This window comes from Streptomyces hypolithicus, from assembly GCF_052934925.1.
In genome coordinates this window covers 1597860-1611246 of record NZ_CM128811.1, presented here as the reverse complement: position 1 = coordinate 1611246, position 13387 = coordinate 1597860, and the positions used below count along the sequence as shown (strand labels likewise).

At 71.6% G+C, this 13387-nt stretch carries 13 protein-coding genes; 6 read left to right on the top strand and 7 right to left on the bottom strand.

What is annotated here, in order from left to right; translation table 11 throughout:
* Positions 1-96 precede the first annotated feature (96 nt).
* Positions 97-747, bottom strand: coding sequence for a response regulator (locus tag ACU6WZ_RS07340; RefSeq protein WP_447032306.1), 651 nt, complete (start codon positions 745-747; stop codon positions 97-99).
* Positions 744-1946, bottom strand: a complete 1203-nt coding sequence (locus ACU6WZ_RS07335) for a sensor histidine kinase (RefSeq protein WP_447032305.1) — start codon at positions 1944-1946, stop codon at positions 744-746. Before ACU6WZ_RS07335 ends, ACU6WZ_RS07340 begins: the two co-directional genes overlap by 4 nt.
* A 171-nt stretch (positions 1947-2117) precedes the next feature.
* Between ACU6WZ_RS07335 and ACU6WZ_RS07330 the strand changes: the two genes are divergently transcribed.
* Positions 2118-2681: a hypothetical protein gene (locus tag ACU6WZ_RS07330; RefSeq protein ID WP_447032304.1), complete on the top strand. Its 564-nt coding sequence runs from the start codon at positions 2118-2120 to the stop codon at positions 2679-2681.
* A 76-nt stretch (positions 2682-2757) separates the two neighbouring features.
* Here the strand turns inward: ACU6WZ_RS07330 and ACU6WZ_RS07325 are convergent, their stop codons facing one another.
* A complete protein-coding gene (locus ACU6WZ_RS07325; protein ID WP_447032303.1) occupies positions 2758-3345 on the bottom strand; it encodes a cob(I)yrinic acid a,c-diamide adenosyltransferase in 588 nt (195 codons plus the stop codon).
* A 180-nt stretch (positions 3346-3525) separates the two neighbouring features.
* On the opposite strand from ACU6WZ_RS07325, the gene ACU6WZ_RS07320 reads away from it, so the two are divergent.
* From ACU6WZ_RS07320 to ACU6WZ_RS07310, 3 genes are all read left to right on the top strand, one after another.
* Positions 3526-4374, top strand: coding sequence for a 3-hydroxyacyl-CoA dehydrogenase family protein (locus ACU6WZ_RS07320; protein ID WP_447032302.1), 849 nt, complete (start codon positions 3526-3528; stop codon positions 4372-4374).
* Positions 4375-4525: 151 nt separating this feature from the next.
* Positions 4526-4849: an STAS domain-containing protein gene (locus ACU6WZ_RS07315; protein WP_447032301.1), complete on the top strand. Its 324-nt coding sequence runs from the start codon at positions 4526-4528 to the stop codon at positions 4847-4849.
* A gap of 277 nt (positions 4850-5126) precedes the next feature.
* A complete protein-coding gene (locus tag ACU6WZ_RS07310) occupies positions 5127-7832 on the top strand; it encodes a P-loop NTPase family protein (protein ID WP_447032300.1) in 2706 nt (901 codons plus the stop codon).
* A 160-nt stretch (positions 7833-7992) separates the two neighbouring features.
* Here the strand turns inward: ACU6WZ_RS07310 and nucS are convergent, their stop codons facing one another.
* Positions 7993-8664, bottom strand: coding sequence for an endonuclease NucS (gene nucS, locus ACU6WZ_RS07305; RefSeq protein ID WP_447032299.1), 672 nt, complete (start codon positions 8662-8664; stop codon positions 7993-7995).
* Positions 8665-8873: 209 nt separating this feature from the next.
* Here nucS and ACU6WZ_RS07300 point away from each other — a divergent pair, with 209 nt between their 5' ends.
* Positions 8874-9266, top strand: a complete 393-nt coding sequence (locus ACU6WZ_RS07300) for an SCO5389 family protein (RefSeq protein WP_447032298.1) — start codon at positions 8874-8876, stop codon at positions 9264-9266.
* 65 nt (positions 9267-9331) lie between these two features.
* Here the strand turns inward: ACU6WZ_RS07300 and ACU6WZ_RS07295 are convergent, their stop codons facing one another.
* Complete coding sequence (locus tag ACU6WZ_RS07295) at positions 9332-10396, bottom strand: LLM class flavin-dependent oxidoreductase (protein WP_447032297.1); 1065 nt, start codon at positions 10394-10396, stop codon at positions 9332-9334.
* Between the two features lie 408 nt (positions 10397-10804).
* Here ACU6WZ_RS07295 and ACU6WZ_RS07290 point away from each other — a divergent pair, with 408 nt between their 5' ends.
* Positions 10805-11134, top strand: a complete 330-nt coding sequence (locus ACU6WZ_RS07290) for an Rv1322 family protein (RefSeq protein ID WP_447033910.1) — start codon at positions 10805-10807, stop codon at positions 11132-11134.
* A gap of 12 nt (positions 11135-11146) precedes the next feature.
* On the opposite strand, the gene ACU6WZ_RS07285 is transcribed toward ACU6WZ_RS07290, so the two are convergent.
* Together ACU6WZ_RS07285 and ACU6WZ_RS07280 are read right to left on the bottom strand one after the other, a co-directional pair.
* Positions 11147-12007 (bottom strand): DUF2705 family protein, encoded by an 861-nt coding sequence (locus ACU6WZ_RS07285; protein WP_447032296.1) that lies wholly within the window; start codon positions 12005-12007, stop codon positions 11147-11149.
* Entirely contained in the window at positions 12004-13281 is a 1278-nt protein-coding gene (locus tag ACU6WZ_RS07280; protein WP_447032295.1) for an ABC transporter ATP-binding protein, read from the bottom strand. Before ACU6WZ_RS07280 ends, ACU6WZ_RS07285 begins: the two co-directional genes overlap by 4 nt.
* Between the last annotated feature and the right edge of the window lie 106 nt (positions 13282-13387).

Below are 13387 nucleotides of genomic sequence, written 5' to 3'. Positions count from 1 at the left end.
CCACGCTCACCACTGCGGTGCGGTGAGCGTAGAAAGGTCTGGACCAACCGTCAAGAGGTCTGGACCAGAGGAGTTTTCGTGATGGCCGCCGGTTGGTCAGACACCCAACTCCTGTGCGAGCACCGCTGCTTGTACGCGACTGCGCAGCTCCAGCTTGCCCAGCAGGCGGCTCACGTGCGTTTTCACCGTGGCCTCCGCCATGCTCAGGCGCAGCGCGATCTCCGCGTTCGACAGCCCCTCGCCCAGGCACGACAGAACTTCCCGCTCGCGCCGGGTCAGCGCGTCGAGCACCGCGGGATCGGGAGCGTCCGGTGATCGGACGGGCGCGGGCGCCGCGAACTCCGCGATCAGCCGGCGGGTGACGGCGGGCGCGATCAGGCCCTCGCCGCGCGCCACGGTACGTACCGCCGCGAGCAGGTCCTGCGCGTCGGTGTTCTTCAGCAGGAATCCCGCCGCGCCCGCCCGCAAGGCCCCGAAGACGTACTCGTCGAGGTCGAACGTGGTCAGCACCAGCACATCGGCGAGCTGCTCGGCCACCACCTGCCGGGTCGCCGACACCCCGTCCAGGCGCGGCATCTGCACGTCCATCAGCACCAGGTCCGGGCGCAGTGCGCGGGCGAGGCGGACGGCGGCCTCGCCGTCCCCGGCCTCGCCCACCACCTCGATGTCCTCGGCGCTGCCCAGGATCAGCACCAGTCCGGCCCGTACGGCGGACTGGTCTTCGGCGACCAGCACCCGAATCGTCATGCGGACAGCTCCGTATCGTCGTTCTCCGCGGGCAGTTGGGCCCGCACCTGCCAGATCTTCGTGCCGTTCGCCGCGGTGACAGGGCCCGCTTCCAGCGCCCCCTCCAGCAGCGTCACGCGCTCCCGCATCCCGACCAGACCGGCCCCCGAGCCGGGGGCGCGCGGGCCGGGGCGCTCGCCGTACGGGCTGGTCACCAGGACGGTCAGGGTTTGGTCCTGGTGCGTGAGCGTGACGGTGACCGCGCCGGGGGAGGCGTGCTTGAGGGCGTTGGTGAGGGACTCCTGCACGATCCGGTACGCCGCCATCTCCACCGGCGCCGGCAGCCGCCGGCCGGGCTCGCGCCGGTCGTCGAGCACGCAGGTCAGCCCGCTGTCGGCGCCGACGGTCCTGACCTGCCCGAGGAGGGCGTCGACCCCGTTGAGTTGCGGGGCGACGGCCGGTAGCTGGTCGCCGCCGGTGTCACGGAGCAGGCCGATCAGCCGGCGCATCTCGGCGAGGCCCTGGACGCTGTTCTCGCGGATGACGGCGAGGGCGTCGGCCGAGGCCTGCGGCTTGTTGATGGACAGCGCGGCCGTGGAGTGGATGGCGATGGCGGAGAGGTGGTTCGCGACCATGTCGTGCAGTTCGCGCGCCATCCGGGCCCGCTCGGCCATGACCGCCTGACCCCGGTCGATCTCGGCGAGCAGCGCGGTCTGCTCGGCGCGCAGCCTGGCCGCCACGGCGGCCTCGCGGTGGTTGCGCAGGGTGGCGCCGGTGATGGCGGGGAAGAACGTCACCAAGCCGGTGACGACGCCGATGAGCAGCGCCTCGGGCTCCCGGAGCCAGGCCAGCGAGGCGATCGTCACGGCGACGGTGAGCAGGCCGGTGGCGACCGGGATCCGGCGGGCGGAAGCGGGTGTTCCGTACACGACGGCGGCGTACATCAGATCCGTGTACATGATGACGGTGGCCACGTTGCCCCAGGTGAACTGGTCCGCGATCACGGCGGCCGTGCCGGCGAGCGCCCCGGTGCGCGGGTGACTGCGGCGCAGCAGTTCGAGGGACGCCATCACGGTCAGCGGCACGAGCGTCGTCCACGAGGGCAGCAGATCGCGCAGGGCGGTGGTGTGCAGCCCGAGGCCCCACATCAGTGCGCCGCCGAGCAGGCCGCTCACCGCGATGAGGACGTCGTCGCGGTGGGGCCGGAGGGACCTGGTCACTCGGCCCATCCAACACGCTGCGGATCGCCTCGTCCTCCCCGTGCGGGGTGAGCCGGGGATACATCGAAGGATGCAGCGCGGGTTCGTCACTGGTGACGACGCCTGCCGGTGCGCGGCGCGGGAGGCTGGGAGCGTCTGGCTGAACGTCCGGCGGAACGGGAGGAGCGCGCCGTGATCGTCGCGTTGATCGTCGTCTGCGAAATCGGCTTCTGGGTGCTGCTGGCCGGGGGACTGGCCCTGCGTTACCTGGCGAAGATGCCGCGCGCCGGAGCGGCGGTACTGCTGATGGAGCCGCTGCTGGAGGTGCTGCTGCTGGTCGTCACGGCGGTCGACCTGAAGAACGGCGCCGAGCCGGACTGGAAGCACGGCCTGGCGGCGGTCTGCATCGGCTTCACGGTGGCGCTGGGGCACCGCACCATCAAGTGGGTGGATGCCCGGGTCGCACACCGTTACGCGGGCGGTCCTGCGCCGGTGCGGCCGCCGAAGTACGGGGCGGCGCGGGCGGTGCACGAGTGGAAGACCGCGGGGCGGTGGATCCTCGCCGCGGCGGTCGCGGCGGGGTTGCTCCAGGCGGCGGTCTGGTACGTCGGGGGCGAGGGGGACGTGGGGTCGCTGCGGGACTGGCAGGCGAAGATGCTCATCGTGATCGGCATCAACCTGGCCATCGCCGGTGCGTACACGGTCTTCCCGAAGCGTGAGCCGGTGGCGGCGGAGCCGACGCGGGTGGAGCGCTGACGCGCGGGCGGGGGCGGGTGCGGGTGCCGCCGACCGGGGCTGTTCCCCCACCCGCCCCGCCCCGACATGACGCTCCTCAGCGGTCGCCGCCCGGCACCCACAGGACGTCGCCGACATCCTTGTTGGCCATCCGGGCCAGGATGAACAGCAGGTCGGACAGCCGGTTCAGATACGTCGCCGTCAGCGGGTTCATGACCTCCCCGTGCACCTCGAACGCCGACCACGTCGACCGCTCCGCGCGCCGTACGACCGTGCACGCCTGGTGCAGCAGCGCCGCCCCCGGTGTACCGCCCGGCAGGATGAAGCTGCGCAGCTTGTCCAACTGCTCAAGGAAGCGGTCGCAGTCCGCCTCCAGCTTGTCGATGTACGACTGCTCGACGCGCAGCGGCGGGGCCATTTTTTCTAGCAGCGCGGCGTCCACGACCACCGGCGTCGACAGATCCGCGCCCACGTCGAACAGGTCGTTCTGGACCCGGACGAGTACCTTCACGACCTCCTCGTCGAGCTGCCCGAGCGCGACCGCCGTCCCGATGACGGCGTTCGCCTCATTGGCGTCGGCGTACGCCGAGATCCGCAGATCGGTCTTGGCGGTGCGGCTCATGTCCCCCAGGGCGGTGGTGCCCTGGTCGCCGGTACGGGTGTAGATGCGCGTCAGATTGACCATGGCCCCGAGCCTAGCGACGACCCGGCCCGCAGCAGCAGCGGGCACGTGACAGTGTGATGTCCGTCATCCGAGACGTGACGCGTATCTCTTCCCCGTCCCCCGGCCCCTCACGGACGCTAATCTCCGCCGGAGAGCCTGTGGCGAACAGGCGTTGAGGCCAAGAATTCAAGGGGTGTCGCAGTGGCAGGGAAGCTCGCCGTCATCGGGGCCGGACTCATGGGGTCCGGAATCGCGCAGGTCTCGGCGCAGGCGGGCTGGGACGTCGTGCTGCGCGATGTCACCGACGCCGCGCTCACCCGTGGCCGCGACGGCATCAAGACCTCGTACGACAGGTTCGTGGCCAAGGGGAAGCTCGACGCCGCGGACGCGGAGGCCGCGCTCGGCCGGATCACCACGACGACGGACCTCGACGCGGTGGCCGACGCCGATATCGTTGTCGAAGCGGTCTTCGAGAAGCTGGAGATCAAGCACGAGATCTTCCGTACGCTCGACAAGCTCGTCCGGGACGACGCGGTCCTCGCCTCCAACACCTCCGCCATCCCGATCACCAAGATCGCCGCGGTGACGGAGCGTCCGGAGCGGGTCGTCGGCGCGCACTTCTTCTCGCCCGTACCGATGATGCAGCTCTGCGAGCTCGTACGCGGCTACAAGACCAGCGACGAAACCCTCGCCGTCACCCGCCGGTTCGCCGAGTCCGTCGGCAAGACCTGCATCGTCGTCAACCGGGACGTGGCGGGCTTCGTCACCACCCGCCTGATCTCGGCGCTCGTCGTCGAGGCCGCGAAGCTCTACGAGTCGGGCGTCGCGTCCGCCGAGGACATCGACATCGCCTGCAAGCTGGGCTTCGGTCACGCGATGGGCCCGCTCGCCACCGCCGACCTGACCGGCGTCGACATCCTGCTGCACGCGACGAGCAACATCTACACGGAGTCGCAGGACGAGAAGTTCGCGCCGCCGGAGCTGATGCGCCGGATGGTTGACGCGGGTGACATCGGCCGCAAGAGCGGGCAAGGGTTCTACAAGCACTGATGCTGTGTCAGCTTGTCTTCACCCTCAGGGGTGAATTCGGTATCGGTTCGCTTACAGACGGCAACTTCCTTGCCCGTGCGGCAGTCAGTTGGTGCAAGGAAGCAGGACAGTTGGCCACGGAGAAGAACTGACGCACTCTCGGGGAGCGCATATGTACATCAGGGGCGACCACGTCGAGCTGGTCGTCGGGGGCCGCCTCGACGTCTGCAGCGCGGCGGACGCCCGCACGGTCCTGCACGCGGCCGTCGACGACGGAGTCGGCGATCTAGTGCTGGACCTGACCGAGCTGGATTCCTGGGACGCCACCGGCCTGGGCGTGATCATGGGCGCCCACCGGCGGGCCGGGCGCGCCGGACGCAGACTCGTGCTGCGCGGGGTGCCGCCCCAGATGCAGCGCCTGCTGGTGGCGACCCGGCTGCACCGCATCCTCGCGATCGAGGGCGGGATCGCGGCCGAGTCGCTGCCCCGCGTCTGACCGGCCGGCCGCCCGGAGCACGACCGGGCGGCCGAGCCGGCGGGACGCGTGGGGCGAAGTGGCGCAGGGCGTACGACGACGCACAATCCTCACCCGACCGTGACGTCCCGGGCGGGCGGCACCCCGCATGTTCCCCGCTACGGTGCGAAGGTCTAGGGTTCGGCTCGCCCACCGATTGAGTAACCCGAGTACGGCGGGCACCGGACCAGAAGCGACAGCGAGCGTGTGAAAGGCCGGGAGGGGCATCCGCACGCAACGCATCTGAGGGGCTTGGACCATGGACCCGATGAACCGGGGACCGGAAGACTACGGCCACGACACCGACCCGTACGGCGAGAGCGCCACCCGCGACACCCCGGACGCCAGGGCCGCCGACGCCACGACCGCCGCCGACGCAGCGGGCCGCCCGCCCCGCCCGCCCCGCGACGCCCTGACGCCGGCCGCCCTCGGCCAGGGCAGTGGCGGGAGCGGCGGTGCATCGTCCGCACCGGCCATCGCCCGCACGGTGCAGGTCGTCACGGGCGACTTCCTGCTCACCGTCAACCCCGTCGACGGGAGCGAGATCGAAGCCTGCCCGCCCGGCGAGCGGCCCGAACAGCCCGTCAAGCACAGCGCCGAGGACCGAGCGGACCTGCTGCGCGACACCAGGCCGCCCATACCGCCCGGCCCCGCCCTGCCCGAGCGTCCCCTGCTCGAACGCCAGGAGATGCGCGAGCGCCTGGTGCGACTGCTCGCGCGCGGGCGCTCGGTGCGCCTGAGCGGACCGTCCGGGTCCGGTCGTACGGCCGTGCTGGATGCCGTCGCCCGCGACTGCGCCGGGCTTGCCCCGGACGGAGTCGTACGGCTCAGCGGAAGTCACCGTACGTCCGACGAACTGCTCCACGACCTCTTCGCCGCCGTCTACAGCTCCCCGCTGCGCCGCCCCGACCGGGCGGGACTGCTGGAGAAGGTCCGCGGCATCGGCGCTGTCGTCGTCCTCGACGACCTGGAGTTCGGCGGCGCCTCGCTGGACGAGCTGCTCGAAGCCACCCCCGAGTGCGCGTTCCTGTTCGCCGCGACTCCCGGCGTCGCCGCGCCCTCGCCCGAGTCTCACGTCGAGGAGGCCGTCCTCGGTGGCCTGGGCCGCAGCACCAGCCTGGAGCTGCTGGAGCAGATGGTGGACCGGCCGCTCACCGAGGACGAGGCGAACTGGGCGGGCGACCTGTGGTTCGAGTCCGAGGGCCTGCCGCTGCGCTTCGTCCAGGCAGGGGCGCTGCTGCGCCAGCGCGACCGGCTGCGGGCCGACCCCAAGGCCTTCGACGAGTACGAGAACTCCATTGAGCAGTCCTTCGACGCGCCCGTCGACGTGCCCTTCGCAGCGGACGACGGGCACGACGGTCACGACGTACCGCTGCCGTCGCTCGGTGAGGGCGCGGCGCCCGCGGCGCTGCTCGCCTCCCGGCTGAGCGAGTCCGCCCGGGCCACCCTGCAGTTCGCCATCGCGCTCGACGGCGAGGTGCCGCACCAGGCGCACCTGCCGGCGCTTGCTGGGGACACGCACGCGGACGCGGCGCTCGGCGAGCTCATGAGCTGTGGTCTGCTCTCGCCGGTCGGGTCGCACTACCGGCTGGCGGCGGGTGTGGCCGCCCAGCTGGGGGGCGCGGGGTTCGCCGACGACGTGACCGAGCGGGCGCACACCGCCGCGCAGCACTACGCCTGGTGGGCCGGGCACCCGTCCGTAGCGCCGGAGCGGGTCGCCGCGGAGGCCGAGGCGATGCTCGCCGCGCTGGGGGCGCTGGTGCGGGGGACGGAGGCGGGACATCCGAGCGCCGCGGTGCTGCTGGCCCGTACGGCCGCGCCCGCCTTCGCGGCCGCGATGTGCTGGGGGGCGTGGGAGCGGATGCTGCGCGCCGGGCTCGAAGCGGCGCGCAGCGCGGGCGAGGTCGCCGAGGAGGCCTACTTCCACCACGAGTTGGGCGTACTCGCGCTCTGCACCGGCAATCTGGACCGCGCCCGCGCCGAGCTGGAGGCATCGGTCGCGATGCGCGGCGCGGTGGCCGACAAGAGCGGCACGGTGGCGGGACGCAGGGCGCTGGCGCTGGTCGAGGACCGGTCCGGCGCCGTCGGGGCGGGGCTCGCGGGCGGGCTCGTCCTTGGCGGACGTACGCCGTCCGGTGAGGAGATACCCGCGGCTCGCTACGAGGAGTCGGCGTCGCGGCCGGGGGGTGTAGCCGCGGGGGCCGTTCCGCTGGGGCTGCCGCCGCGGGGTGAACCGGCCTTCGAGGACGGCGGGTTGGACGCGCACCGCTCGGCGGGGGCCCGCCCCGGTGGGGGTGCCGGGGGCGGTGCGGGAGGCCGCCCGGCCGTGCTTCGTGGTGCGCGGCGCAATGTGCTGGCGGCGGGTGCGGGGGCGCTGCTGGTCGCCGTGCTCGGCACCGTGGTGACGCTCGGGGCGGCCTCGGACGGCGAACAGACGCCGAACAAGGTCCGGCCGGAGCAGTCCGCCAACGAGGACGACAAGCAGGGCGGCTTGCCCGACGACGAGCCGACCCGGGGCTCCGCCGAACCCCCCGGCGACCCGGATGTGCCTCCGCCCGGCACGTCGGCCCGCCCCCAGCCGGGGCGCAACGGTGGCGGCGCGGCGCCGGCCGATCCGTCGACGAGCGCGAAGCCGTCGGAGGACGACAGCTCCCCGTCGACGCCGGGCAGCAAGCCGCCGCCGAGCCCGGACGAGCCGTCGCCGCCGGGCGGGTCGACGCCCCCGTCGAGCCCGAAGCCGCCGTCGCCTTCGAAAACGACTTCGCCGCCGCCGTCTCCGTCGTCTCCGACGCCGAGTGTTCCGGCTTCGCCTTCCCCGACGACGACTTCCCCGGACCCGGACCCGGACCCGGACCCGGACCCGGAGCTGCGGGACAAGGCCGAGTCGGAGGACGCGACGGTCACGTCGAGTGCGCCCGGGCCGTCGGGGGAGGGCGCTGCGTCGCCGTCGAGCGCGGTCATGTAGCGCGGGGGCGGTGGAACGGCCTCTCTTTCCCCACCCCGCCCCTTCCCGCTCTGGGGCTCCGCCCCAGACCCCGGACGCCCTTCGGGCGTCCTCAATCGCCGGACGGGCTGCCATTGTCAGCCCGTCCGGCGATTGACGACCGAGGGCGGAGCTTCGGGGGTCAGAAGAGGCGGAGTTTGTCGTCCTCGATGCCGCGCATCGCGTTGTAGTCGAGGACGACGCACCCGATCCCCCGGTCGGTCGCCAGCACCCGCGCCTGCGGCTTGATCTCCTGCGCCGCGAAAACGCCCTTGACCGGCGCCAGGTGCGGATCCCGGTTGAGGAGTTCGAGGTAGCGCGTCAGCTGCTCTACGCCGTCGATGTCGCCGCGCCGCTTCAGTTCGACCGCCACCGTCGCACCGTCAGCGTCCCGGCACAGGATGTCCACCGGCCCGATGGCGGTCGGGTACTCGCGGCGAATCAGTGAGTAGCCCTCGCCGAGGATGTCGATGCGGTCGGCCAGCAGCTCCTGCAGGTGCGCTTCCACGCCGTCCTTGATGAGCCCGGGGTCCACGCCCAGTTCGTGCGACGAGTCATGGAGGACTTCCTCCATGGTGATGATCAGTTTCTCGCCCGCCTTGTTGATGACCGTCCAGACGTCGGCCTCGTCGCCGGAGCCCTCCTTGAGGGAGCACGGCGGCGACATCCAATTGAGCGGTTTGTACGCCCTGTCGTCCGCGTGGATCGAGACGCTGCCGTCCGCCTTCACCAGGATCAGACGGGGAGCGGAGGGCAAGTGGGCGGTGAGCCGGCCCGCGTAGTCGACGGAGCAGCGGGCAATGACGAGACGCATGGGGCGCAACGCTACTCGACGAGCGTGGTCTACGCGATTCGCCCATTAACACCCCGTTCGTTGTTGGCTGGTTGTGTGCGCATTCTCCTGGTGTGGGCCCAGCCGCGCGCTTACCGTGGATGCAGGAGGTCGTCGTGCGTGCACTCTGCGTCGTCGTCCGCCTTCCCTGCCCGTAAGGCCCCGTTTCCGGGGTCGCGAGAGGAGAACCCATGTCGCTCGACGTCTCACCGGCACTGTTGGAACAGGCCGAGCGAGGCGATGTCGACGAAGCGGCTTTCGTCGACTGCGTCCGGACCTCCCTGCCCTATGCATGGGGGATGATCAGCTCTTTGGTGGCCCAGCTGAAGGTCGACGGTGGCGAGTTCGCCGACAACCAGACGCCGCCGCCGGACGAGCAGGCACGTGGTCAGCTGCTGCGAGCACTCGCGAGTGACGCGATTCGCGGTGCGCTGCAGCGGCACTTCGGCGTACGTCTTGCATTCCAGAACTGTCACCGCGTAGCGGTGTTCCCGCTGGACTCCTCCTCGGACGAGCGGCACGACCGCTTCACCTCGATCAGGGGCCAGTTGCTCAACCAGTCGCCGGTACTGCGGGACTGCTGACGTCGTGCTGCCGCTCCGCACCGCGAAGCCGCAACTGGTGTCGGGCGGCAGCAGCTCAGCAGCAGTCAGGACAGCAGGGGCAGCACTTCGCCCCCCAGCCGCCGTACGTTCTCCTCGGTGGCCGCGAGGTCACCTGATCCTTCGACGAGCAGCGCGAAGCGCGTGATGCCGGTCCGTTCCGCCGTGGCTGCCAGTCGGTCGGCGGCCAGCCGCGGCGGTCCGACCGGGTGCAGCTCGCTCAGTATCTCCGTGTACGCCACCGGGTCCCGCATCGCGCGCTGCCTGCCGTCGACCGTCACATGGGCGTCGAGCCCCTGCTTCAGCCAGCCGGGCATCGCCTTCGTCAGCGTCTCCGTCGCTTCGGCCGTCGTGTCCGCGATCTGCGCCACTCCGGCCGAGACATGGCCGGCCCGCGCGATGGTGTGCGGGTCGTGTCCCGCCGCGCGCGCGTGCGTTCGCCACAGGGACACCATCTCCGCCTTGTCCTCGTCGCCGCAGTGCATGCCGAGCAGCATCGGCAGCCCGCGCTCGGCGGCCAGCCGCACGCTCTTGGGTGAGGTGCAGGCGACCACGACCTCGGGCCCGTCGCTTCCTCCGCGCGTCTTGCCCGCCCGGTCGTCCGCCCAGCCGGCCGCCCACTCGTCCGGCCGTGGTACGACGGCGACTTCGCGGAAGTTGAACCGCTCGCCCCGCGCTTCGACGCGTGGTTCGCGCAGCCAGCGCAGCAGCAGATCCAGGGACTCGGGGAACCCTTGTTCGTACGCCGACAGGCCCTGTCCGAAGACCTCCAGGTCCACCCAAGGCCCGCCCCGTCCCACCCCGAGCGTGAACCGCCCGCCCGAGGTGAGGTGCAGCAGCGCCGCCTGCTCGCCGAGCGCGACCGGGTGCGCGGTCGGCAGGACGCTGACCGCCGTCCCCACCCGGATCCGCCGGGTGCGGCCGAGCAGCAGCGCGGCCAGCGTGACCGCGGACGGGCACGTGCCGTACGGCACGAAGTGGTGCTCCGCCAGCCAGACGGAGTCCAGCCCGCACTCCTCGGCGACCTCGGCGGAACGCACCGCTCTGTGCAGTGCCTCCCCCTGGCCCTGGCCCGGGAACTGGGCCGCCAGTACAAACGTTCCGACTCGCATCGCCTATTGCCTCCTTGCGGCCGACGCGGCATCCCCCTTAGAAGCTGTTGTCCAACTCCCGCTGGGCTCGGGGCGTCTGGTGCGGCCGCTCGCAGCGTTGCCGCAATGTCCTAATAGCTCCGCTATGAGGACACTCCGGCGCCATGCGATCGACCGCACCAGACGCCCCGAGCTGATCCAGCGGGAGTTGGACAACAGCTTCTAACTGGCAACAACGTCTGACACGTGCCAAAGGCACGGGCACTCGCGAAATTGTTGCGATTTTCCGGTAAGCCGGTGCCGGAGGGTGGCGCTGACCCGGGCGATGCGGTACCCGTACCCCCGCCGAATGGCCCTAGGCTTGTGCGGGAAGTGAGTCGGGCCGGCCGGTCCGTCCCATCCCGTCTCGTCCGACCCGTGAGGTTCCAGGTGTCCCCGCGTCGTAACCGCCCCAAGGGCGGCGAGAGCCCGACCGAGCCCCAGAGCGGCATGGCGGGAGACAGGTTCGGGCTGCAGAGCACCGAATCGTGGCAAGGCGAGGAGTGGTCGGTGCGCCACGTCGCCGGTGCGAGCGCGGCCGGCAAACGCTACCGCTGCCCGGGCTGTGACCAGGAGATCCCGTCCGGGGTACCGCATCTGGTGGCCTGGTCGGAGTTCGGCGGCATCGACGACCGCAGGCACTGGCACAAGGCGTGCTGGAACGCGCGGGACCGCCGCACCTCCCGGGTGCAGCGGTCCCGTAACGCCCCGCGTCACTGACGGACGGCTCGCCTACACGTCCCGCTTGTTCAGCGCGAGGAAGGCGCCGCCGAGCGTCACGGCCGTGACACCCGCCAGAATCCACAGCGGGTCCCAGCCGGACGGCCCCGATTCGGTGACCGCGGCGTCATAGAACACGCCGAGCTGGTTGGGGATCGAGTACTCGAAGAGCGCCTTCTGCACGTCGCTGAGCGCCTCGGAGAACATGAACAGCGCCAGCACCAGCGGCAGCAGCACCACACCGATCATGATGGTGATCGCTCCCGCCGAGTGACGGATGAGTGAGCCCACGGCCAGCGACAGCAGGCCGAGCGTCGCGACGTAGAGGCTGATGCCGACGGTCGCGCGCATCCAGTCCCCGCCGGTGGGCGTGGCGCCGTCCACCATGGCGCTCTGGATGGCGGCGACGATCGACGTGGTGACCACCGTGATCAGGAAGGCCACCCCGAAGAAGACGATCGCCTTCGCTGTGAGCACCCGGGCGCGGCTCGGGCAGGCGGTGAGAGTGGTACGGATCATGCCCGTGCCGTACTCGGACGCGACGGTCATCACGCCGAGCGTGATCACCGGGATGCTGCCGAGCAGTACGCCGAAGAAGCCGAGGCTGAGGGTGGGGGTGCCGTCGAGGTTCGCGCCCGACGAGCTGACACCGACGGCCGTGATCAGTCCGATGCCGAGGACGAGCACGATCATCACACCGAGCGTCCACATCGTGGAGCGCACCGACCGGATCTTCGTCCACTCCGAGGCGAGGGCGTCCCCGAGCGTCGCCTTGCGCACCGGGATCGGCGAGACGTACGAGGCGACGCCCTGCGGCTGCGGCTGGTAGTGCTGCGGGGCCTGCGGGGCCTGCTGCTGGTACGGGGTCGTCATCGGGCGTCCTCGGGGCTGTCGCTCTTGGTCAGGTCGGGGGCGGCGGGGTCGGGAGCAGCCGCGGGCGCGGGCGGTGCTGCCGGTGCCTGCGAGGCGGGAGCTGCGGGACCGCCGGGCGCGGGCGGTGCCGCCGGGACCTGCGGTGCCGCCGGTGCGCCCGGTGCCGTCGCGTACGGGTTCTCGGCCGGCAGCGGTGCCTGCCCCGCCCCCGGGGCGCCGCCGAAGGGCAGGCCGCCCGCCTGCGGCGGCGGCGGAGCGTACCAGCCCTGCTGAGCGGCCATGGCCGGCCCGGCCGGGGCGTAACCGCCGGGTCCGACGGGAGGCTGCCGCGGCTGCTCGAAGCCGGCGAGCTGGTCGGCCGTCGAGCGGTAGTCGACCGCGCCCTGCGTCATCCGCATGTACGCCTCCTCCAGCGAGGCCTGGTGCGGGGAGAGTTCCCACAGCCGTACGTCGGCCTCGTGCGCGAGGTCGCTGATCCGCGGCAGCGGCAGCCCGGTGACGCGCATCGACCCGTCCTGCTCGGGCATGACCTGCCCGCCCGCCTCGGTCAGTACGGACGACAGCTTCTCGCGCTGCTGGGGCTCGGTCTGCGGCGTACGCACGCGGGCGAAGTCCGCCGAGTTCGCCGAGATGAAGGCCCGGACGCTCATGTCCGCGAGTAGCTGGCCGCGCCCGATCACGATCAGGTGCTCGGCGGTGAGCGCCATCTCGCTCATGAGGTGGCTGGAGACGAAGACCGTACGGCCCTCGGCGGCCAGCGTCCTCATCAGGTTGCGGACCCACAGGATGCCCTCGGGGTCGAGGCCGTTGACCGGCTCGTCGAAGAGCAGCACCTGCGGATCGCCCAGCAGCGCCGCCGCGATGCCCAGGCGCTGCCCCATGCCCAGCGAGAAGCCGTTGGAGCGCCGCCTGGCGACGTCCTGGAGGCCGACGACCCCCAGCACCTCGTCGACGCGCTGAGCGGGGATGCCGGACAGCTGGGCCAGCGACAGCAGGTGATTACGCGCACTGCGGCCGCCGTGCACGGCCTTGGCGTCGAGGAGCGCGCCGACCTGGCGGGGGGCGTTGGGGAGCGCACGGAACGGGTGGCCGCCGATGGTGACATGACCCGAGGTGGGCTCGTCGAGCCCGAGGATCATGCGCATCGTCGTGGACTTGCCGGAGCCGTTGGGGCCCAGGAAGCCGGTCACCGTGCCCGGGCGTACCTGGAAGGAAAGGTTGTACACGGCCGTCTTGGCGCCGTAGCGCTTCGTCAGGCCGACTGCCTCGATCATTGTGCAGCCCCATCGACAGGTGGTCTCGTCGGGGCCCTGACCGCATGGCGGAACGCGCCCCCGTAAGGGTTAGGAGGATAACCAGACGCTGACGGTTCCGCCCAGC